Genomic DNA, 20,180 nt, shown 5'->3' on the forward strand with positions numbered 1-20,180 from the left:
CAGGAATCGCCAACACCTGATTAACCCCAATTGCTGATTACCTATCAAGCAAGGGGGCAACTGAAAAGGGAAAAGTCGGGAGAAACTGGGATCAGTCGTTAGAAAATGGGTCTAACTGATTTTCATCGGCATTTCCAGCATATTTTCATGTTTTGTTCCCATCCTCACTATGTCCAGCTCGCTGTCCAGTTCGGCCGAACAGCGCCATTCCCACCATCACCCAGACTATCCCAACTATTAACGCCCAGCGCAGCCCTAGAACCACATCGCTCCCATCCCGCAACCAGCGCCGTTCGCCCGTTATCGATCCGCCCAGCCACTGCGCCACCAGCCCAGGCGTATCCGCCGCCCATGCCCGCGGGTCGAGCGGACGGGCCGGATCGGCCAGCCAAAGCCGGTCGTCAATCAAGTCAGCATCCCCCACCAGCACCACGCGCCCCTGCCCGACCCGGCAGCGCATGATCGCGCCACCCTGCTCCGCCGCACATGCTCCGCCTGTCTTGAACGATTGCGCGCCGGACAGGGTGACGAGCGAACCACCCTTCAGAAAGTGCCGCGTCTCCGCCTCCACCAGCGCGTCCGGCACCACGCCCCAATGCCGCAATAGCGGGTCGATCAGACTGACCGATGGCGCGCGCCGCCGGTCGCCCGCTGGCAGGTCGGACGGCCATCGCAGCAATGGATCGGCCAGCACCAGCGCCGTGCCGCCAGCCCGCACCCATGTATCGATCGCCACCAACTGGTCAGGCGTCACCGCGCGCGGCTGCGCCAATAGCAGGGCGCGCGCACCCGACTTGGCCAATGCGCGGGGATCGTCCAGCGGCTGAACGGTGAAGCGTGTCCGCAACAGCGAGACGATCGGCGCATCGGCCCGTCCCATCTCGTCCCAGAATAACGGCAACGCGGTGATGATGGCCAGCACCGGCCGGTCAGCCACTGGCGCGATCGGTTGCGCCGGTCCGCGCCATAATAACAAGCCGGCGAGCGCCAGCAGCCCGACCCCGATCAATCTTGTGCTACGATCACGATATCCCCGACTGCCAAAACCCGCCAACAGCGTCACAAGTAACAGTCCGACAGCCGCGAGAGGATCAGGCGGACGTGCCGCAGCGATCGTGCAGAATATCAGCACCGCCCCTGACGCACCGATGGCGATCCACACCAGCCACCGTCCCAAATCCCTGGCCAGCAATTGCGCCATCAGCGCCACCATCAGCGCAGCGGGCAAGGCCCAGCTCCACGGATCGGCCTGCCCGCCCGATCGCCACGCACGCGCCAGTCCTGCCATCAGCGCCGCAAAGACGGGAAGTAACAGGACCAAAAAAATCGTCAGGCGGCGCGGCACCCTCATCCGCCCATCATTCAGCGTTGCTGCGGATCGCGGTCCATCGGCTTGCGCAGATTGGGATCGGGCTGGAGATCAGGCACGACCGGTGCCTGTTCCGGCGCGGGCTGCACGCCCAGTTCAGCGAGCGGATCCTTGGGTGACACGGCATTGGTGGACGACAGCGTCGGCACCACCGGCGGCGGCAGCGCGGCATCATCCTGCCGCGCCTTGTCGATGACGATATTGGCCAGCCCCACCAGCAACACGACACCCGCCAGACCGGTCAGCCCGATCTGGACGCGCTGCAACCCTTCCAATCGGCGGGGTGTTTCAGCCATGCCTGCGCTCTTTTGTTCTTCGCCGCGACCCGTGTCGGCGGTCATGCAGTCTGCGCCAGCCAGGGAAAGACCGTCAAGCCCTTAGATTCCAGCCATTGCCGGTTATACAGCGTCGAGAGATAGCGGAACCCCGTATCGCACAGGATCGTCACGATCCGCTTGCCCGGCCCCAATTGCCGCGCCAGCGCGACCGCGCCCGCAACATTGATCCCCGACGACAGGCCCAGGCACAGCCCTTCCTCGGCCAGCAGACGGCGGACCCATTCCAGCCCTTCCTCGTCGGAAATGCGGAATTGCGTGTCGATCGGCGCACCTTCCAGATTCGCGGTGATCCGCCCCTGCCCGATACCTTCGGCGACCGAGCTACCCTCGGCCTTCAACTCGCCACAGGCATAATATTCATACAAAGCCGCGCCGTGCGGATCGCTGAGCGCAATGGTGATGGCCTCGTCCTTGGCCTTGAGGCCCAGCCCCACGCCCGCAATCGTCCCCCCGGTCCCCGCCGCGCAGGTGAAACCGTCGATCCGGCCCTCCATCTGGGTCCAGATTTCCTCGGCGGTGCCGACGATATGCGCCTTGCGATTGGCGATATTGTCGAACTGGTTGGCCCAGATCGCTCCTTCCGTCTCCTCCGCCAGGCGGCGCGAGGTATGGACGAAATGACCGGGGTTGGAATAGGGCGCGGCCGGCACCGTCACCAGCTCCGCCCCCAGCGCACGCAGCGTATCCATCTTCTCGCGGCTTTGGGTTTCGGGCATGACGATGATCGTCTTGTACCCCTTGGCATTGGCGACCAGCGCCAGGCCGATGCCGGTATTGCCCGCCGTCCCCTCGACAATCGTGCCGCCGGGCTGGAGCAGCCCTTTCTCCTCAGCATCATTGACGATGAACAAAGCCGCGCGGTCCTTCACTGACGCGCCGGGATTGGCAAATTCGCACTTGGCGAAAATATCGCAGCCGGTCGCATCGGAGGGACCAGCAAGGCGCACCATCGGCGTATTGCCGATCAGCGCGAGACTATGGGGTTGTAGCAGCATCCCCCACGCATAGCGGACCCCGCGCACCTTTGCCAAGCAAGGGAATGATGGCCGCTCAAAAGAGCGCGTTTTATGGATGACGGACACTCTCGTTCCTCCCCGCAAGCCGATCGTGCGAAATTCCGATGACCCCACAAAGCATCGTCATTCCCGCGAAGGCGGGAATCCATCCCCCACCTTATCGTCTTGATTTGGGGTCAGGAGATGGATCCCCGCCTTCGCGGGGATGACGTGAAATCCGTGAATAGTGAGTTTCGCAACGATCTCTTACCAAGGGAGGACGCGTCATTTCACCGCCGCGTTAACCCCTGCCCCTCTCCCTGTCCCATCGCGGTACAGGGGCGAATCCGGGGAGGAAGTGGAAAGGAAATGCGTCTATGGGCGGCATGGGCGACAGCGGGTCGCGGCACATGAGGGCTTCACATGCAGGCGATCGGATGGAAAGGACGCAGCACCATCATCGCGCTTGTCCTTGCCGCGCTCGTTGCGCCGCGCTTCATCACCGCCGCGCCGCTCGATATGCTCGATGCCCATCACGCCCAGGACGACCCGGCGGAGGAAGCCGCCGCCAACTTCCCCGGCTCCGCCTTCTTCTTTGCTGAAGGCGCTTTCGATCCCGTCCCCGGCGCGCTGACCGTCCAGAGCGAACATGTCATGGGGCTAGACGAAGTGAAAGCCGCGCCCGCCGCCATTTTTCGCGGCATCACCGGCCTCGACAGCTATCGCGCACTCAATTGCCTGACATCGGCCATTTATTATGAGGCCGGGAACGAGCCGGACGATGGCCAGCGCGCCGTGGCCCAGGTAGTCCTCAACCGCGTGCGCAGCCAGCTCTGGCCCAACACCGTGTGCGGCGTGGTCTATGAAGGGTCGGAACGCACCGACTATAAATGCCAGTTCACCTTCAGCTGCGACGGCGCGATGGCGCGCCTGCCTGCCGCTGCCCAATGGGTGCGCGCGCGCCGCGTAGCGCAGGATGCGCTGGCGGGCCGCGTCTATGCGCCCGTGGGCCTCGCCACCCATTATCACACGCTGGCGGTGCGCCCCAACTGGTCGTCCAGCCTGCAACCGGTCGCCGTCATCGGCGCGCATATCTTCTACCGCAATCCCGGTTTCAATGGCACACCTGCCGCTTTCCGCGCCGCCTATCTGGGGCGCGAAACGATATCCGGCCCTGCGCGCCGGGTCTGGCCAGCCAAGCCGGTTGTCCCGGTCGAGGCGTTCGTCGCCCCCTTCGCCAGCACACCCGCCGCGCCTCCAGCGACAGGCTGGAGCGCGCCCGTGACCCGCCAGGCACCCGCCAGTCGCGACGACAACCTGCCGGAATCCACGATCCGCCCGGAATATCGCAACAGCGGCCGCCCGATCGTCTGAGCCTCAACTTTTTCCGGTTAACGCCCGCGATACCAGCCAAATATCTGGAATCGCGCAGGATTAAAAAAGCACTTTTTTGGGTATTTGCGGGAACCGAATGGCGATATTGTGGGTTCTCTATTTCGGATAGCAAATCTTTTGCCCCCCGCTCTTGCTATCCACACAATATGAGCCCGGAACGCCTCCCCCCCCCCGACGCGTTCCGGGCTCAGACTTTTTGGGGCAGTTTTCCGTTTGAAATCATTAAATTTTTCGCGGTCGGAACGCTTGGGCCAGCGGCGGGTTTTGTCTCAGGTCACTGGCATGGTTCACCCCATGCGGTCGCACGTTTCTCAAGGAGAGTTTCGATGACGAAAAAGATTCTCGCAGCCCTGCTGCTCACCGGCTCGCTGATGGTCGCCGCCTGCAACACCGTCGAAGGCGCTGGCCGCGACGTGCAGAGCGCAGGCAAGGCTGTGGAAAAGTCAGCGGACTGATCGCCTTTCTGCTTTACGACTACCCGACTCCCAAGCATCGGCCCGCCCCTCAAAAAGGCGGGCCGCTTTTTGTTCAGGCCGACGCTTCTTCGGCTTCCTGCATCTTGGCCTGCCGCCGGTCGGTAAACCAGATCGCAACGATAGTAATTTCGTAAAGCAGCAGCAGCGGGATCGCGAGCATCAGCTGCGACACGACATCGGGCGGGGTCAGCACCGCCGCCACGATGAACGCCGCCACGATCATGTAACGGCGCAGGCCAATGAGCTGCGCCCGGCTGACGAACCCGGCCCGGTTGAGTAGCATCAGCAGCACCGGCATCAGGAAACTGATCCCAAACGCCAGGATGAACTGCATCACCAGTCCCAGATAGGCGTCCGCGCTCGGCAAGGCCTCGACCTGCAAGCCGCTGCTATTGCCCTGAAACTCCAGAAAGAAGTGGAAGGCAGTCGGCATCACCACGAAATAGGCCAAACTTGCGCCCAGACCGAACAGGAAGGGCGTCGCCAAAATGAACGGCAACAACGCCTTCTTCTCCTTGGCATAAAGGCCCGGTGCAACGAACGCCCATAGCTGGTTGGCGATGATCGGGAAGGACAGGCAGAAAGCGCCGAAAAAGGCGATCTTCACCTGCACGAAAAAGGCCTCGTACAGCTTGGTGTAGACCAGCTTGCCGCCGCCATCGCCAAAGGCTTCCTTGAGCGGATGGACCAGGATCGCGAACAATTCGGCGGAAAAATAGAAACAGATCGCGCCAGTCAGCACCAGCGCATAGACGCATTTCAATAACCGACCGCGCAATTCGATCAGATGGTCGAGCAAAGGCGCTTTGCTCTCGTCAATATCGCCGATCATGCCGCCGACCCGCTCTTGCTGTCAGCCGCCGCTTCCCCGGCCAGATAGGGCGGCGCATCATTGGCCGACGCCACGGGTGCCGACTGCGCCACAAAGGGCGGCGGCCCGTCGAGCGCTACCTCAGCGTCTCCCTCAGGTGATGGCAGTGCTTCCATCGCAGGCGCAGCCACCTCTGGCGGATGCTCGTCCATGATCCGCTTGTTCTGCGCGGCCCACTTCTTTTCCAGCTCCTCCAGCTCGACCTCGCGCACCATGGCGTCCAGCCCGGTGCGGAAATGGCGCGCCATGCCCTGCGCCTTGCCGACGATCTGCCCCACCTTATAGAGCGCGCGCGGCAAATCCTTCGGCCCGATCACGATCACCGCAACGATGACGATCAGCAGGAACTCAGTCGAATCGATACCAAACATGCGTGGCTACCCTACCACCCGGCGCCTGAGCGTCAGGCCTTGGTCTTTTCTTCGGTAGCAGCGGTCGCATCCTGTTCGGGCACGCGATGGCCTTCCAGCCGGGTCGCGGGCTTGGCCGGGGTGGCGACGTCGTCATCGTCGGCCATGCCCTTCTTGAAGCTCTTGATACCCTTGGCCACGTCACCCATTAGGCCGGAAATCCGGCCGCCACCGAACAGCAGCATGACGACCAGGAGCACGATCACCCAGTGCATCAGCGAGAAGGAACCCATTTCAAATACTCCTGTAAGGCAACCTATCTAGGCCACATCATCGTCATTTTCCAGAACGGATTGCCCGCCCAGACCCTCCAGCGCCAAATCCACCGGATCGAGCAGCCCGGCCGCGCGCAGATCGTCAATACCGGGCAGGTCACGGCGGCTGCTAAGCCCGAAATGTGACAGAAAATCTACGGTCGTCGCATAGATGAGCGGCCGCCCCGGCACTTCGCGCCGTCCAGCGGGCCGCACCCATCCTGCCTCCATCAGCACGTCCAGCGTCCCCTTAGCCACCTGCACGCCGCGGATCGCCTCTATCTCGGCGCGGCTGACCGGCTCATGATAGGCTATGATCGCCAGCGTCTCCATCGCCGCGCGCGACAATTTGCGCGCCTCATCCTTCTCGCGCCGCAAGATATGCGCCAAATCCGCCGCCGTTTGAAAATGCCAGCGCCCGCCCCGCTCGACCAGATTGATGCCGCGCCCGGCATAATCGTCGGCCAGTTGCTTGAGTGCCGCCGCCAGATCGCCCGCATCGCCCACATGCAGCCGCAACTCAGCGGGCGTCAGCGGCGCTTCGGCCACGAACAAGGCGGCCTCGACCGCGCGCAGATAATCGTCCGCCTCCCCGTTCATGCCCCCGCCTCCAAATCCGGCACCCCGGCGCGCAGAAAAATGGGCTGAAAAATCCCGTCCTGCTGGATTTCCAGCCGCCCCTGCCGCGCCAGTTCCAGCGCAGCAACGAAACTGCTCGCCAGCGCCGACTTCGCCTTGGCATTGTCCAGCCCGGTCGGCAAAAACGCCTCCAGCCGCGTCCAGTCGATCGCCGCGCCGACCAGCGCGCCGACCCGCTGGATCGCCTCGTCCAGCGTCATCACCGGACGCACAGCGATGACATGGACAGCAGGCTGGGTCCGGGCGCGAATCTGGCCATAGGACTGGATCAGGTCGTAAAGGCTCGCCTGCCATTTCGCCTTGCGCACCAGCCGCAGCCCTTCGGGCTTGCGCCGCACGAACACGTCACGCCCCACCCGGTCACGCGCCATCAGCCGCGCCGCCGCATCGCGCATCGCGTGCAGCCGTTGCAGCCGCAATTGCAGCCGCAACGCCAGTTCTTCGGGACTGGGATCGGCCTGTTCCTGCCGCGGCAACAGCAAGGCGGATTTGAGATAAGCGAGCCACGCCGCCATCACCAGATAATCCGCCGCCAGCTCCAGCTTCACCTGCTGCGCACCGTCGATGAATTGCAGATATTGCTCGGTCAGCGCCAGGATCGAAATCTCGCGCAAATCCACCTTCTGCGACCGCGCCAGCGTCAAGAGCAGATCAAGCGGCCCCTCCCATGCATCAAAACTGACGGTCAGCGTGTCGGGGCTAGGAATGGCGGGCGCAATGAACAGGTCGTCCACCTAATCCTCCCCGGTACGGGGAGGGGGACCGCCGAAGGTGGTGGAGGGGGGGTGCCCGATCGCACACCCCCTCCACCGTCGCTTCGCGCCGGTCCCCCTCCCCTTGCAGGGGAGGATTGATGTATCCCCTAGCCTCAAGCCGCCACCAACCCCAGCAGACTGTCCCGCGTCGCCAGCAATTCCGCCAGTTCCGGCTGATCCCCGCCGCGCGCCACTGACGCCATCGCCCGGTCGAGCCGCGCCCGGCCCGCTTCCGTGATCTCCGGCAGCCGATCGGCAATCCCGACCATATCGTCCATCCGTCCCCAGCAATTGAGCGCCAGATCGCATCCCGCCGCAACCACGCCCGCCGCCAGATCGGGAATGCTGCCCTGCAACGCCTTCATGTCCAGATCATCGGACATCAACAGCCCGTCAAAGCCGATTCGCCCGCGGATAATCTGCTCGATCACCGTCGGGGACAGGCTGGCCGGGCGCTCCGCGTCCCAGGCCGTGTAAACGACATGCGCGGTCATCCCCATCGGCGCGTCGCGCAACCGCTCGAACGGTTGCAGGTCGGTCGCCAGCGCTTGCGGCTCCGCGCGCACCACCGGCAGTTCCAGATGGCTGTCGACCAGCGCGCGGCCATGGCCCGGCATATGCTTGACGATGCCGACCACCCCGCCATCGGCCAGCCCTTCCAGCGTAGCCCGCCCCAGCGCCGCCACCCGCATCGGCTCCGCGCCCAATGTGCGGTCGCCCATAATGTCGCTCGCCCCCTCCTGCCGCACGTCCAGCAGTGGCAGCGCATCGACCGTGATGCCGACCTCCGCCAGCGTGAGCGCAATCGCACGCGCATTGGCGCGCGCCGCCGCGATCGCACTGGACGGCGCGACATCATAGAGCCGGTCGAACAGCGCGCCCGCCGGAAAGGTCGGCCAGACCGGCGCCTGCATCCGCGCCACCCGGCCACCCTCCTGATCGATCATGATCAGCAGGTCGTCGCGGCCATGCAACGCCCGCAAATCGTCGGTCAGCGCGCGCAGCTGCGCCCGATCGACGATATTGCGCCGGAACAGAATATAGCCGGCAGGTTGTGAGTCGGCGAAAAACGCGCGCTCGTCAGGGGTCAGGGTTGCGCCGGACAGGCCGAAGATGACGGGTTTCATGGGCCAATGGTAACGGGCAGGATGCCCGATGTCGAAGGCTCAGTTGACCACCATGCAGCTTTCGCCAGCGACTTTCAGCTTGCCGCAGATCAGGCTGGCCTGCCCGCCCGCACTCGCGCGCAGACGATAGACGGTGCTGCCGCCCACTTCCGCCGGCTCTACGACCATGGTGAGCGGAGCGAGATAGGCAAAGCGCTTGGACAGCCTGGTCCAGGCATCCTTGGCCCCCGCCGCGCTGCCATAGGCGCCCAGCTGGATTAGCGCGCCGCCGCTGGCCGCCTTGGGCGCGACCGCTGCGCGTTCGCTGGTTTCGTCAGCGACGCGCGCGCTCACGCTCTGTGCAGGCTTGGCCGGAACGACCGGCTTGGTCCCGGTCGGCGCGGGCGCGGTCTTGGTGATCGGCGCTTCCGGCACGCGGCTGGCATCGATCCGCCCGTCCCGCAGCACGCCTTCGCTTGCAGCGAAGCTCGCGTCGCCCTCGCCATCGAACTTCTTGGCGTCGGCTTCATTGGCGGCGATCTTGTAATTGTCCGCAGGCGCGGCGATCAGCTGGCCCTCGCCCGCTGCGCCCGGACCATTGCGATTCTGCACCCACCATATGCCCGCCACGACCACGCCGATCAGCGCAAGGCCCAGCAGGATCAGGCACAGCAGACGCAGCGGCGAGATGCTGTTTTCATCCTCGTCATCGACCGCAGGCTCCAGCCAGGGCAGCCGGTCCTCATCGTCAAAATCCAGCCGGCCCCGTGCATAATCGCCCATCGTCCGAAACTCCGCCCGCTCTAGTTCAGCTCAGTCAATGCCGCCACGCCCATGAGCGCCAGGCCATTGCGTATAATCTGCCCTATTCCACGGCTCAGGAAAAGCCGCGACGACGTGAGCGCCGGATCGTCGGCCAGAATGACGCGCGCGCGTGGATCGTCATTGCCCATATTCCACCAGCCATGGAAGGCCGACGCCAAGTCATTGAGATAGAAGGCAACCCTGTGCGGTTCCCGGGTCAGCGCCGCCCCTTCGACCACGCGCGGGAACTGCGCCGCCAGCTTGATCAGCCCAAGCTCCGCTGTCCCAAGCAGGGACAGGTCAGGCGCTGGCAGCACGATCCCCGCCTCTTCCGCCCGCCGCCCCAGCGACGAAATGCGCGCATGGGCATATTGGACGTAGAATACAGGATTGTCCTTCGACGCCTCCACCACCTTGGCAAAGTCGAAATCCATCTGCGCGTCGGCCTTGCGCGTCAGCATGGTGAAGCGCACGACATCCTTGCCCACTTCCTGCACCACATCGGCCAGCGTCACGAAATTGCCCGCGCGCTTGGACATTTTCACCGGCTCGCCATCGCGCAGCAGCCGAACCATCTGGATGAGCTTGACGTCGAAGCGCGCCTTGCCCTCCGTCAGCGCGGCGACCGCCGCCTGGATGCGCTTCACCGTCCCGGCATGGTCCGCGCCCCAGATATCGATCAGTTGGTCCGCGCTCTGGGCCTTCTGATAATGATAGGCCATGTCGGCACCGAAATAGGTCCAGCTGCCGTTGGACTTCTTGATCGGCCGGTCCTGATCGTCGCCAAATTTGGTCGACCGGAACAGCGGCAGCACCACCGGCTCCCAGTCGTCGGGCAATTCGCCCTTGGGCGCTTCCAGCACGCCGTCATAGACCAGGTCATGCGCGCGCAGCCAGGCTTCGGCCTCGTCCGGCTTGCCCGCCGCCTGCAATTCGGCTTCGGACGCAAAAATATCATGATGGATGCCCAGCAGCGCCAGATCCGCGCGGATCATGTCCATCATCTTGGCGACGGCAAAGCTGCGGAACGTCACCAGCCAGTCAGCCTCCGGCGCACCGACGAACCGGTCGCCATATTCGGCGGCCAGCGCCTGCCCCACCGGCACCAGATAATCGCCCGGATACAGGCCTTCCGGCACCGCGCCGACATCTTCGCCCAGCGCCTCGCGATACCGCAGATGCGCCGACCGGGCGAGGACATCCACCTGCCCGCCCGCGTCATTGATATAATATTCGCGGGTCACCTTATGCCCGGCATATTCCAGCAGCGTCGCCAGCGCATCGCCCACCACCGCGCCGCGGCAATGGCCCATATGCATCGGACCGGTCGGGTTGGCGGAGACATATTCGACATTGACGGTCACGCCCTGCCCGATGTCGGACCGGCCATAATCGTCGCCCTCTTCCGCCAGCACGGCGAGTTCCGAACGCCATGTCACATCGGTCAGGGTCAGGTTGATAAAGCCCGGCCCGGCGATCGACGCACTCGCCACCTCTTCCAGCGCCTGCAACTTGCCGACAATCGCCTCGGCCAGCGCACGCGGGTTGGTCCCCGCAGGCTTGGCCAGCACCATCGCGGCATTGGTCGCCAGATCGCCGTGGGACACATCGCGCGGCGGCTCGACCGTCACCGGCTTGCGATTGAGACCAGTCGGCAGGACGCCGTCGGCCTCCAATATGTCCAGCACAGTATCGAGATGGGCGGTGAAACGGGTATAGAGGGACACGGACATTTCCTTCAACACCGTTCGTCCTGAGCGAAGTCGAAGGACACGCCTGAACGGAGTGAAGGCACTTCGCTCCGCTCAGTGGCAGGCTTCGACTTCGCTCAGCCCGAACGGAAATATGTAACGGGCTTTAGCGGGTCGCGTTATATTTGAGCTGGTCCTGGGTCAGGTTGAACCCCACGAGCAGCTCGAAGCTGGTTCGCTGCAGTGCTGCCTTGACGTCGGGCTGGGCGAAGGGATCGATCGCGGCATCCGCGTCGCCTGCCTTGCGCTTCTGGGTGATCTTGGCCTGAATGTCGGCGGGCAGCGAAGCCGACGCCTTGTCGACATAGGAGCCGGCCTTCGCCTGCGCACTGGCGCGATAGTCGCCCGCGGCAAAGTTCAGCGTCACCTGGCCGACCCGCTTGGCGACCACGGCATTGCCGCCGCGCACCACGGCGGAGAAATAGGGCAAGGTCACCTGCCGCGCCACGCTGGCGTCACTGCGCCGGGCATTCACGGTGAAGCTGGCCTCGGTATAATATTGCGCGCCATCGGTGCAGGTCGACCGCAAATTGGTGATGTCGGCCACCACGTCGATCGCTGCGGCGTCCCGGCTCTGCGCCGGATTGAACAGGGTGATGTCGCCTGTATAGGCAGGCACCGCTGCGGTCGGGCAGGCAGAGCGCACCGCGACGATGCCGCCGGTCGCATCAATTTCACCCCGGCGCGAACAACCCGCCAGGGCCAGCGCTATCATGCCGGTCGTGACGATACGGGCCAGAACGGCGCGAGACGGGGCAGTATGAGACAGGCTGATATTCCTTGGCACAGGCAGAAATTCCTTGGCATGGCCCGTCGGCCAGAAGCTTTGCGCTTCCTTATCCATCCCCCGCCCCTCGCGCAACCGCAAGGAAGCGGCTTTCCTCCCGGCCGACATTCGCCTAAGCGCAAAGCCATGACCGACAGCGCCGCCGCCCGCCCGCCCATGACCCTTTTGATCGCCGCCCCGCGCGGTTTCTGCGCCGGGGTCGACCGCGCCATCATCATCGTCGAACGGGCGATCGAAACCTATGGCGCGCCGGTCTATGTCCGCCATGAAATCGTCCATAACAAATATGTCGTGGACAGCCTGAAGGCCAAGGGCGCGATCTTCGTCGAGGAACTGGATCAGGTGCCGGACGGCGTGCCGGTCGTCTTTTCCGCCCATGGCGTACCCAAGGCGGTGCCTGCCAAGGCGGAGGAACGCGGCCTCTCCTATCTCGACGCCACCTGCCCGCTGGTCAGCAAGGTTCATCGTCAGGCCGAACGACAGGTCAAGGATGGCCGCCACATATTGTTCATCGGGCATAAGGGGCATCCCGAAGTCATCGGCACCTTCGGCCAGGTGCCGGACGGCACCATGACGCTGATCGAGACTGTCGAGGATGCGCAGGCCTTCACCCCGGCCGATCCCGCCAATCTTGCCTTCCTGACGCAGACCACCCTGTCGGTCGATGACACCGCCGCGATCGTCGCCACCCTGCTGGAGCGCTTCCCTTCGATCGTCGCGCCCAAGGGCGAGGATATCTGCTACGCCACCTCCAACCGGCAGACGTCAGTGAAGGCGATCGCGCCGCGCTGCGACGCGCTCTATGTCATCGGCGCGCCCAACAGCTCCAATTCGCTGCGGCTGGTCGAAGTCGCCGAACGGGAAGGCACCCCCGCCCGCCTGATCCAGCGCGCGGACGAGATCGACTTTGCCTGGCTCGAAGGCGTCACGACGCTGGGCCTCACCGCTGGCGCTTCTGCGCCCGAAATACTGGTGCGCGAAGTGGTGGACGCCATCGCCACCCGCTTCATCGTGACCGAGGAGCAGGTCGAAACCGCACGCGAAACCATCGCCTTCAAGCTGCCACGCGGGCTGGAGGCAGCCTGACCCATGGCCGTCTATACCCACGTCCCCGCCGAAGAGATTGACGCCTTTCTGACCCGCTATGACGCAGGCCGCCTCGTGTCGGCCAAGGGCATTGCCGAAGGGGTGGAGAATAGCAATTATCTGCTCGAAACCACCGGCCATGATGGCTCCGGCCACCGCTATATCCTGACCCTCTATGAAAAGCGGGTGGATGAGGCGGACCTGCCCTTCTTCATGGACCTGCTCGATCATCTGGGCGCGCGCGGCTGCCTTGTCCCGCGCTTCATAGCCGACCGGGACGGCCAGCGGCTCCAGACCTTGTCGGGTCGCCCCGCCTGCCTCATCGAATTTCTGACCGGCATTTCACTCACTGAACCAACCCCGGAACAGGCCCGCGCGACCGGCGCGGCGCTGGGCGAACTGCATCGCGCGGCCGAGGGCTTTCCGCTGGAACGGCGCAACACGCTGGACCTGGCGGGCTGGCACGATCTGGCGGCCAGATGCGGCGAGGATTTCGACCAGATCGCGGCGGGCCTTGCCGCCCGCGTGCGCGACGAACTCGCCTTTCTCGACGCCCACTGGCCCGCCGACCTGCCCCGCAGCGTCATCCATGCCGATCTGTTTCCCGACAATGTGCTGATGCTGGGCGATCAGGTCACGGGCCTCATCGACTTTTATTTCAGCTGCACCGACATTCGCGCCTATGACCTCGCCATCACCCACAGCGCCTGGGTGTTCAGCCATGACGGCGGGACCTTCTTCGCCGATCGCGCGGCGGCGCTGGGCGCGGGCTATGACACCGCCCATGGCCTCACCGATGCAGAACGCGCCGCCTTTCCCATCCTGTGCCGGGGTGCAGCGCTGCGCTTCCTGCTGACCCGCGCCTATGACTGGATCAACACGCCGCCCGACGCGCTGGTGACCCGCAAGGACCCGCTCGCCTATCTGCGCCGCCTCGATTTCTACGCCAGCGCCAATCCGGCGGACCTGCTGGGCGCATGAAAATGGCAGAAACAAGCGACGTGTTCCCGCGCAGGCGGGAACCCAATTCCATGCTTGCCTATCCTCGCGACGGCGGGACTGGGCTCCTGCCTGCGCAGGAGCACGCAGCATGAGCACTGACCTCCCCACAGTCGACATTTTCACCGACGGCGCGTGCAAGGGCAACCCTGGCCCCGGCGGCTGGGGTGCCGTGCTGCGTTTTGGCGATACGGAAAAGGAAATGTCGGGCGGCGAAGCGCTCACCACCAACAACCGCATGGAGATGATGGCCGCGGTCGAGGCGCTCAACGCGCTCAAGAAACCCTGCCGCGTCACGCTCCACACCGACAGCAAATATGTCATGGACGGCATCACCAAATGGGTGTTCGGCTGGCAGAAGAAGGGCTGGCGCACCGCCGACAACAAGCCGGTCAAGAATGTCGAAATCTGGCAGGCGCTGCTGAAAGCCGCTGCCCCGCATCAGGTGACGTGGAAATGGGTCAAGGGCCATGCCGGTCACCCCGAAAATGAACGCGCCGACCGTCTGGCCAGCGCCGCCGCCGACAGTTTTCGTCGCTAGAGACACATCCCAATCAACGGCCTATCTTGCCAGCCGCGCCGCCAGACCCCAAAGGGAGTCTTCGGGGGGAACAATGACAGAAAAGCCAGTAAACCGTAACGGAATTTCCAAACCACGCGCGCGCTTCATCCGCGAGACGGCGGACGTGCGCCGCCAAGCCCTTATCGAGGCAACCGCGCGCTGCCTGGCCGACAAGGGCGTCGCTGGCACCTCCGTCCGCGCCATCTGCGCCCGCGCGGGGGTCTCGTCGGGTCTCCTCACCCATTATTTCGATGGGGTCGATGCGCTTATCGTCGCCACCTATGAGGATGTCGGCGCGCGAGTCTCCGCCGCGCTCGAACAGGCGGTCGAGGAAGCGGGCGACGATCCGCGTGACCAGTTGCGCGCCTACCTCCAGGCCAATTTCCGCGCGCCCATTCTCGATCCTGATCTGCTCGCGACCTGGACCGCCTTCTGGAGTCTCGTCAAGACCGACGCCAAGATCGCCGCCATCCATGCCGACGTTTATGGCAGCACCCGCGCCCAGCTCGAAACGCTGCTGCGCGCCATCGTGCCGGAAATGCCGCCCGAACGCGCGCGCCTCGCCGCGATCAGCCTGACCGCGCTGGTCGATGGCCTGTGGCTGGAAATCTGCCTCGATCCCACCACCTTTTCCGCGGAAGAAGCCCAAGCCATGGTCGAGCGCGCCATGATGTTAGCACTCGGCCAATGGCGCGGTGACTGGATCGATCAATCCGACAAGCCGTGATCGCTTTTCTCACTATCCAAGTCCGAGAAAACCAATTTCCCTCGACTCGACCTCTACCCTACATGGGGTCGGCAACAGCAACCGCTCAGAAGGACCTGACAAGCCCATGGCTCTTATCAACACCACCATCAAGCCGTTCGCCGCGACCGCCTATAAGGAAGGCAAGTTCGTCGACGTCACCGACGCGGACGTGAAGGGCAAGTGGGCGATCTTCTTCTTCTACCCCGCCGACTTCACCTTCGTCTGCCCGACCGAGCTGGAAGATCTGGCCAGCATCTACCCGACGCTGCAGGGTCTGAACGTCGAAGTCTATTCGGTATCGACCGACACGCATTTCAGCCACAAGGCCTGGCACGACACGTCGCCCGCCATCGGCAAGATCAACTATTATATGCTGGGTGACCAGTCGGGCACGATCACCAACAATTTCGACGTGATGCGCCCCGGCGTTGGCCTGGCCGACCGCGCGACCTTCCTGGTCGATCCCGAAGGCGTGATCCAGTTCATGGAAATCACCTCCGAAGGCGTCGGCCGCAACGCGACCGAACTGCTGCGCAAGGTCAAGGCTGCCCAGTATGTCGCCGCGCACCCCGGTGAAGTCTGCCCCGCCAAGTGGGAAGAAGGCGAAGAAACCCTCGCCCCTTCGCTCGACCTGGTCGGCAAGATCTAAACAGACGCCTGGCCGCGTAAAGGCCCGGCGGGTTCGGGCCAGTGGGGCGGGACCCGGGGGGCCCCGCCACCCTTTTATACAGACATATGCTTTTTCCATCCGGGGTCTTTGGGTCGCACCATCCCCGGCGGTGGGCCGTCTTGCGCTTTTCTCCTTCCCCTCCCCTTGGGAAGTGCAGGGCGGCCCCCTCATCCACGCAACGGAGCCAGAACGATGTTGGACGCAAATCTCAAAGGACAGCTTAAGGGCTATCTGGCGAACATCACCCAGCCGATCGAGCTGGTGGCGTCGCTGGATGATGGCGCAAAGTCGCGCGAACTGGGCGAATTGCTCAACGAAATCGCCGACCTGTCGGATAAGGTCACCGTGGTCACGGGCGCGGACAAGCGCACCCCCAGCTTCATGATCCGCCGCATCGGCACCGACATCGGCGTCCGTTTCGCCGGCATCCCGATGGGCCATGAGTTCACCAGCCTCGTCCTCGCCCTGCTCCAGGTCGGCGGTCACCCGTCAAAGGCCGCGCAGGACCTGATCGAACAGGTCAAGGGGCTGGACGGCGACTTCGCCTTCGAAACCTATTTCTCCCTCTCGTGCCAGAATTGCCCGGACGTGGTGCAGGCGCTCAACCTCATGAGCGTCCTCAACCCCCGCATCAGCCATGTCGCCATCGACGGCGCGCTGTTCAAGGCGGAGGTGGACGAGCGCAAGGTGATGGCCGTCCCCACCATCTTCCTGAATGGCGAACCCTTTGGCTCCGGCCGGATGGAACTGGAGCAGATCGTCGCGAAGATCGACAGCGGCGCCGCCACTCGCGCCGCCGAGAAGATCAGGAAACAGGAGCCGTTCGAGGTTCTCATCGTCGGCGGCGGGCCTGCGGGCGCGGCGGCGGCCATCTATGCCGCACGCAAGGGCATCCGCACCGGCGTCGCCGCCGAACGCTTCGGCGGGCAGGTGCTGGACACGATGGATATCGAAAATTTCATCTCGGTATCGCGCACCGAAGGGCCAAAGCTCGCCTCGGCGCTCGAAGCCCATGTGAAGGATTATGATGTCGAGATCATGAACCTGCAAAAGGCGACCAGGCTGATCCCCGCCCGCACCGAAGGCGGCTATCATGAGGTCGTGCTGGAAAATGGCGCGTCCTTGAAAGGCCGCACCCTCATCCTGTCCACCGGCGCGCGCTGGCGGCAGATGGGCGTGCCGGGCGAGGACGAGTATCGCAACAAGGGCGTGGCCTATTGCCCCCATTGCGACGGCCCCCTGTTCAAGGGCAAGCGCGTCGCGGTGATCGGCGGCGGCAATAGCGGCGTCGAGGCCGCAATCGACCTAGCCGGCATCGTCGCCCATGTGACGCTGATCGAGTTCGACAGCCAGCTGCGCGCCGACGCGGTCCTGCAACGCAAGCTCGCCAGCCTGCCGAACGTCAAGATCATCACCTCGGCCCTCACCAGCAAGGTCGATGGCAATGGCGAGCGCGTCACCGGCCTGTCCTACAAGGACCGCAACAGCGGCACCGAACATGACATCGAACTGGAAGGCATCTTCGTCCAGATCGGCCTGGTCCCCAACACCGAATGGCTGAAAGACACGGTCGCCCTCTCCCCCCGCGGCGAAATCGAAATCGACGCACGCGGCGAAACCAGCGTGCCGGGCGTATTCGCCGCAGGCGACTGCACGACGGTCCCCTACAAGCAGATCGTCATCGCCATGGGCGCGGGGTCAACGGCAGGCCTGTCGGCCTTCGACTATCTGATCCGCCTGCCCGCCAGCGAGGAAGCCGCGCAGGCGGCGTGATGGGATAAGTTCGACAGCGAGTTGGACATATGTGAAGCGGCCGATCCGGGGACGGGTCGGCCGTTTTTTTTTGTGAAAGGTATTGGCCGGATTGCGCCATTTCTTGCCGTTCTATTGCCATTTTCACTTGCTCCAAACCGGACATTGGTTCGGGGCAGTTATCAAGCCGACATCATGGCTAGGTCTTCCCCGACTTACCACAGAACGGCAACGGCTTGCGCCGGATCGGCGTCGATCCCGTGGGCTGCCTGCTAGGTCCGACCACTGGCCTCATCTCTGACGTGTCCTAGGCCGGAGGCGCTCCGATTGCGGCGGTCACGAGCAATGCCATAACTGACAGTAAGGCCGAAGCGATGAAGCGCCTTGTGCCGTTCCAATCCTATGTCGGAATACAGCAGGCGCTCGATCTGCTCTCCGCAGACGACGATCAGGGGAAGCTAACCTGAAGATCAGTTCCGGCGTGCAAAACCTCTATTCCTGAGTAATTAAATCCGCTTTTGTCAGGAGTGTATTTCAGCCCGCAAAGAGTAATACGCATATTCGGCGTCGCTAGTCGTTCAGCAAAAGCCCGAGCAGGGGCATCGCTTTCGGAACGCCCGATGAGGTCGAACGCGGCCATACCTGCTCTATTGAGGAATAGGGTGTTCCCTTTGCCAAGATGACCTTCCGTGCTTTCCACGGCCAAGCCAAAATCTCCGAACGGGAGCACATCGAAGCGCAAGTCACCCCGACTTTCTCTCAAAATAAAGCCTCCGTGGCTAAATCCCGTTGGGTCTAACAAGTCTGCTCCAGCCAGCGCGCTTGATATGGCTTGTTGATCGCCGTCAGACAGTAGGCCCAAATGAACCTGATTTCGCAATCTGGCCCCAACGGCGCGTTGGATCGCCGAAACCTCTTCCTTTTCTAGCTCTACAATTTTCCGAAACACGCTGCGCGGGTAGCGGCCCGGCGTGGCAATCTCGCCAGCAAGTATGCGAGACATGCGCTCCCGCAAGCCCTCTGTGGTCGCCTTCTCCGCCTCCCGTGTGAAGGATTCCACCCAATCTTGATCTAGTTCGATATCTGCGATTGCCCCATTAGGCGATGAGTCGACATCTGCGGTCGATGCAGGTGCAGGGGCAGAGAGAAGCAATTGCCCAGCACCTAAAAGGACCGCTTCGACGTTTTCTTGCTCGGTGATAACCCTGCCAAGGAAACGCGCTTTGGCGCGCTCCATTATCTCGGGGTCTTCAACCGCCTGCTTGGCGACAGCATTGGCCAGTTCGCGCGCAACGATGGATCGCCCTTCGGCCGTATCGATCGCGTCGCGCCCTGCGTGATATAGGTCCGCCCCTTTGCGAGTGCCCACGGCAAGTTGAAGCACGACGGCGGCGACGCGTTTCCTCCAACCTTCGGGCACCTTTTCAGCCAACGTGGCAAGTGAGGTGCTAGGTTCATCGCCCAAATTTGTTCTCCCCCGAAAACGTGATCGGCCACCTGCATCTGATTCGATGCCGTGCAACCGTAGCAGCTTTGCATTTTGATGCCTCCACGTTCAAATTCGGTCGTCGCGGGGAGCTACGCGAAAATAAATTTCAGCCGCTCGGAGCCCACATTACATCACGGCGGCCCCCATCTTTATGTGGAGCCCATAGTGGAGCCCACAGCGAATATTTGGCTTCGCCCTGTGCAGGAAATTTCTCTAAACCATTGATGTATGCAAATTTTGGTAGACGCGCTTGGCTCGAACCAAGGATCCGCTGATTAAGAGTCATCTGGCCCAAATGTCCGCTTCGCGATCCGCGCTCTCAAAAGCCGACAGTCGGCCGCCGGCCATGTCCGTCAAAAGCGCCCCAACAGTTGGTCGCAGTTGCTTTCCCTCAAGCCGCTTCCTGCAACCGATGCACGGCTGGCCGCTTCGGTGACGGACAGGCGAACGCCATATTGACTGCATCGCGCAGCAGTTCGCCAGGATGGGGTGGGTCATGCATCATCGTCATGGCCTCAATGATGATCCTGATAATCGACACGTTCGGCATCGGTGCCACAAAGCGGAACGTCACGCGCCAGCACGAAAAGTTCGCCGGGCGTAGACCGCATCCCACTACATGACGGTGCCTGCCATACAAACAGACCGCGCGTTTGGCGCAGGGTCACCTGTGGATTTATCGGCGTTTGATTACCTGATTCGCGCGCCACCGAGTGGGGAAACCGCACAAGCAGCGTGAAAGGGAAAATCCGCCCCGATCCCGCAAAATAGCCGATCCGATGCTGAGTCGGTTATTTTTTTGGCCGGGCGGCAGTTGGAGCATCATGCCCTTTCGCCGATCAATCGATAATCAGCAAAAATGACAGTCCGGCCGTGTCCCGTTACGTGGTGTAACAGCGTCACCGTTGGGGCGTGAAGCGGAGG

General features: G+C 63.3%; 22 protein-coding genes. 8 read left to right on the plus strand and 14 right to left on the minus strand.

Annotated elements, in window-relative coordinates; genetic code table 11:
* Positions 1 to 145: 145 nt before the first annotated feature.
* From ACODR8_RS15945 to ACODR8_RS15955, 3 genes are all read right to left on the minus strand, one after another.
* Complete coding sequence (locus ACODR8_RS15945; protein ID WP_489008184.1) at positions 146 to 1,288, minus strand: Gldg family protein; 1,143 nt, start codon at positions 1,286 to 1,288, stop codon at positions 146 to 148.
* Positions 1,289 to 1,362: 74 nt separating this feature from the next.
* A complete protein-coding gene (locus tag ACODR8_RS15950) occupies positions 1,363 to 1,710 on the minus strand; it encodes a hypothetical protein (protein WP_489008185.1) in 348 nt (115 codons plus the stop codon).
* Positions 1,707 to 2,702 carry a cysteine synthase A gene (locus tag ACODR8_RS15955; RefSeq protein WP_489008186.1) on the minus strand — a complete coding sequence of 332 codons (996 nt, stop codon included), beginning with the start codon at positions 2,700 to 2,702 and terminating at the stop codon, positions 1,707 to 1,709. The genes ACODR8_RS15950 and ACODR8_RS15955 overlap by 4 nt, the downstream gene beginning before the upstream one ends.
* 423 nt (positions 2,703 to 3,125) lie before the next feature.
* On the opposite strand from ACODR8_RS15955, the gene ACODR8_RS15960 reads away from it, so the two are divergent.
* Both ACODR8_RS15960 and ACODR8_RS15965 read left to right on the plus strand, forming a co-directional pair.
* Entirely contained in the window at positions 3,126 to 4,076 is a 951-nt protein-coding gene (locus ACODR8_RS15960) for a cell wall hydrolase (RefSeq protein WP_489008187.1), read from the plus strand.
* Between the two features lie 347 nt (positions 4,077 to 4,423).
* On the plus strand, positions 4,424 to 4,552 hold the full coding sequence (locus ACODR8_RS15965; RefSeq protein ID WP_217673280.1) for an entericidin A/B family lipoprotein: 129 nt from the start codon (positions 4,424 to 4,426) through the stop codon (positions 4,550 to 4,552).
* A 73-nt stretch (positions 4,553 to 4,625) separates the two neighbouring features.
* Here the strand turns inward: ACODR8_RS15965 and tatC are convergent, their stop codons facing one another.
* The 9 genes from tatC to ACODR8_RS16010 form a co-directional block, all read right to left on the minus strand.
* Positions 4,626 to 5,405 carry a twin-arginine translocase subunit TatC gene (gene tatC, locus ACODR8_RS15970; protein ID WP_294130432.1) on the minus strand — a complete coding sequence of 260 codons (780 nt, stop codon included), beginning with the start codon at positions 5,403 to 5,405 and terminating at the stop codon, positions 4,626 to 4,628.
* On the minus strand, positions 5,402 to 5,815 hold the full coding sequence (gene tatB, locus ACODR8_RS15975) for a Sec-independent protein translocase protein TatB (protein ID WP_489008188.1): 414 nt from the start codon (positions 5,813 to 5,815) through the stop codon (positions 5,402 to 5,404). Before tatB ends, tatC begins: the two co-directional genes overlap by 4 nt.
* A gap of 32 nt (positions 5,816 to 5,847) precedes the next feature.
* Positions 5,848 to 6,087, minus strand: coding sequence for a twin-arginine translocase TatA/TatE family subunit (locus tag ACODR8_RS15980; RefSeq protein WP_119750500.1), 240 nt, complete (start codon positions 6,085 to 6,087; stop codon positions 5,848 to 5,850).
* A 27-nt stretch (positions 6,088 to 6,114) separates the two neighbouring features.
* Positions 6,115 to 6,708: an SMC-Scp complex subunit ScpB gene (scpB, locus tag ACODR8_RS15985; protein ID WP_489008189.1), complete on the minus strand. Its 594-nt coding sequence runs from the start codon at positions 6,706 to 6,708 to the stop codon at positions 6,115 to 6,117.
* Complete coding sequence (locus tag ACODR8_RS15990) at positions 6,705 to 7,481, minus strand: segregation and condensation protein A (protein ID WP_489008190.1); 777 nt, start codon at positions 7,479 to 7,481, stop codon at positions 6,705 to 6,707. Before ACODR8_RS15990 ends, scpB begins: the two co-directional genes overlap by 4 nt.
* Before the next feature lie 134 nt (positions 7,482 to 7,615).
* Positions 7,616 to 8,629, minus strand: a complete 1,014-nt coding sequence (gene nagZ / locus ACODR8_RS15995; protein ID WP_489008191.1) for a beta-N-acetylhexosaminidase — start codon at positions 8,627 to 8,629, stop codon at positions 7,616 to 7,618.
* Between the two features lie 39 nt (positions 8,630 to 8,668).
* Positions 8,669 to 9,391 carry an SPOR domain-containing protein gene (locus ACODR8_RS16000; RefSeq protein WP_489008192.1) on the minus strand — a complete coding sequence of 241 codons (723 nt, stop codon included), beginning with the start codon at positions 9,389 to 9,391 and terminating at the stop codon, positions 8,669 to 8,671.
* A gap of 20 nt (positions 9,392 to 9,411) precedes the next feature.
* Positions 9,412 to 11,139 carry an arginine--tRNA ligase gene (argS, locus tag ACODR8_RS16005; RefSeq protein WP_489008193.1) on the minus strand — a complete coding sequence of 576 codons (1,728 nt, stop codon included), beginning with the start codon at positions 11,137 to 11,139 and terminating at the stop codon, positions 9,412 to 9,414.
* Between the two features lie 130 nt (positions 11,140 to 11,269).
* Positions 11,270 to 11,878, minus strand: a complete 609-nt coding sequence (locus ACODR8_RS16010; protein WP_489008202.1) for a hypothetical protein — start codon at positions 11,876 to 11,878, stop codon at positions 11,270 to 11,272.
* A gap of 198 nt (positions 11,879 to 12,076) precedes the next feature.
* On the opposite strand from ACODR8_RS16010, the gene ispH reads away from it, so the two are divergent.
* The 6 genes from ispH (at position 12,077) to ahpF (ending at position 17,788) form a co-directional block, all read left to right on the plus strand.
* The gene (gene ispH / locus ACODR8_RS16015) at positions 12,077 to 13,036 is read left to right on the plus strand and encodes a 4-hydroxy-3-methylbut-2-enyl diphosphate reductase (protein WP_489008194.1); all 960 of its coding nucleotides are present in this window, start codon (positions 12,077 to 12,079) and stop codon (positions 13,034 to 13,036) included.
* Positions 13,037 to 13,039: 3 nt separating this feature from the next.
* A complete protein-coding gene (gene thrB, locus ACODR8_RS16020) occupies positions 13,040 to 14,017 on the plus strand; it encodes a homoserine kinase (RefSeq protein WP_489008195.1) in 978 nt (325 codons plus the stop codon).
* Between the two features lie 109 nt (positions 14,018 to 14,126).
* Positions 14,127 to 14,576: a ribonuclease HI gene (rnhA, locus tag ACODR8_RS16025; RefSeq protein WP_489008196.1), complete on the plus strand. Its 450-nt coding sequence runs from the start codon at positions 14,127 to 14,129 to the stop codon at positions 14,574 to 14,576.
* A gap of 73 nt (positions 14,577 to 14,649) precedes the next feature.
* Positions 14,650 to 15,324 (plus strand): transcriptional regulator BetI, encoded by a 675-nt coding sequence (betI, locus tag ACODR8_RS16030; RefSeq protein ID WP_489008197.1) that lies wholly within the window; start codon positions 14,650 to 14,652, stop codon positions 15,322 to 15,324.
* 106 nt (positions 15,325 to 15,430) lie between these two features.
* On the plus strand, positions 15,431 to 15,994 hold the full coding sequence (gene ahpC, locus ACODR8_RS16035) for an alkyl hydroperoxide reductase subunit C (protein ID WP_119750523.1): 564 nt from the start codon (positions 15,431 to 15,433) through the stop codon (positions 15,992 to 15,994).
* Between the two features lie 213 nt (positions 15,995 to 16,207).
* Positions 16,208 to 17,788 carry an alkyl hydroperoxide reductase subunit F gene (ahpF, locus tag ACODR8_RS16040; RefSeq protein ID WP_489008198.1) on the plus strand — a complete coding sequence of 527 codons (1,581 nt, stop codon included), beginning with the start codon at positions 16,208 to 16,210 and terminating at the stop codon, positions 17,786 to 17,788.
* 427 nt (positions 17,789 to 18,215) lie between these two features.
* Here ahpF and ACODR8_RS16045 read toward each other — a convergent pair whose 3' ends face one another.
* On the minus strand, positions 18,216 to 19,232 hold the full coding sequence (locus ACODR8_RS16045) for a DUF2806 domain-containing protein (protein ID WP_489008199.1): 1,017 nt from the start codon (positions 19,230 to 19,232) through the stop codon (positions 18,216 to 18,218).
* Positions 19,233 to 19,647: 415 nt separating this feature from the next.
* Entirely contained in the window at positions 19,648 to 19,830 is a 183-nt protein-coding gene (locus ACODR8_RS16050; RefSeq protein WP_489008200.1) for a hypothetical protein, read from the minus strand.
* Positions 19,831 to 20,180 lie beyond the last annotated feature (350 nt).

It is taken from the genome of Sphingobium sp. FG58 (genome assembly GCF_057809055.1).

Coding starts and splice junctions, on each gene's coding strand:
- ACODR8_RS15945 (WP_489008184.1), bottom strand. CDS start 1,288: ATGGCAGGACTGGCGCGTGCGTGGCGATCGGGCGGGCAGGCCGATCCG.
- ACODR8_RS15950 (WP_489008185.1), bottom strand. CDS start 1,710: ATGACCGCCGACACGGGTCGCGGCGAAGAACAAAAGAGCGCAGGCATG.
- ACODR8_RS15955 (WP_489008186.1), bottom strand. CDS start 2,702: ATGCTGCTACAACCCCATAGTCTCGCGCTGATCGGCAATACGCCGATG.
- ACODR8_RS15960 (WP_489008187.1), top strand. CDS start 3,126: ATGCAGGCGATCGGATGGAAAGGACGCAGCACCATCATCGCGCTTGTC.
- ACODR8_RS15965 (WP_217673280.1), top strand. CDS start 4,424: ATGACGAAAAAGATTCTCGCAGCCCTGCTGCTCACCGGCTCGCTGATG.
- tatC (WP_294130432.1), bottom strand. CDS start 5,405: ATGATCGGCGATATTGACGAGAGCAAAGCGCCTTTGCTCGACCATCTG.
- tatB (WP_489008188.1), bottom strand. CDS start 5,815: ATGTTTGGTATCGATTCGACTGAGTTCCTGCTGATCGTCATCGTTGCG.
- ACODR8_RS15980 (WP_119750500.1), bottom strand. CDS start 6,087: ATGGGTTCCTTCTCGCTGATGCACTGGGTGATCGTGCTCCTGGTCGTC.
- scpB (WP_489008189.1), bottom strand. CDS start 6,708: ATGAACGGGGAGGCGGACGATTATCTGCGCGCGGTCGAGGCCGCCTTG.
- nagZ (WP_489008191.1), bottom strand. CDS start 8,629: ATGAAACCCGTCATCTTCGGCCTGTCCGGCGCAACCCTGACCCCTGAC.
- ACODR8_RS16000 (WP_489008192.1), bottom strand. CDS start 9,391: ATGGGCGATTATGCACGGGGCCGGCTGGATTTTGACGATGAGGACCGG.
- ACODR8_RS16010 (WP_489008202.1), bottom strand. CDS start 11,878: ATGATAGCGCTGGCCCTGGCGGGTTGTTCGCGCCGGGGTGAAATTGAT.
- ispH (WP_489008194.1), top strand. CDS start 12,077: ATGACCGACAGCGCCGCCGCCCGCCCGCCCATGACCCTTTTGATCGCC.
- thrB (WP_489008195.1), top strand. CDS start 13,040: ATGGCCGTCTATACCCACGTCCCCGCCGAAGAGATTGACGCCTTTCTG.
- rnhA (WP_489008196.1), top strand. CDS start 14,127: ATGAGCACTGACCTCCCCACAGTCGACATTTTCACCGACGGCGCGTGC.
- betI (WP_489008197.1), top strand. CDS start 14,650: ATGACAGAAAAGCCAGTAAACCGTAACGGAATTTCCAAACCACGCGCG.
- ahpC (WP_119750523.1), top strand. CDS start 15,431: ATGGCTCTTATCAACACCACCATCAAGCCGTTCGCCGCGACCGCCTAT.
- ahpF (WP_489008198.1), top strand. CDS start 16,208: ATGTTGGACGCAAATCTCAAAGGACAGCTTAAGGGCTATCTGGCGAAC.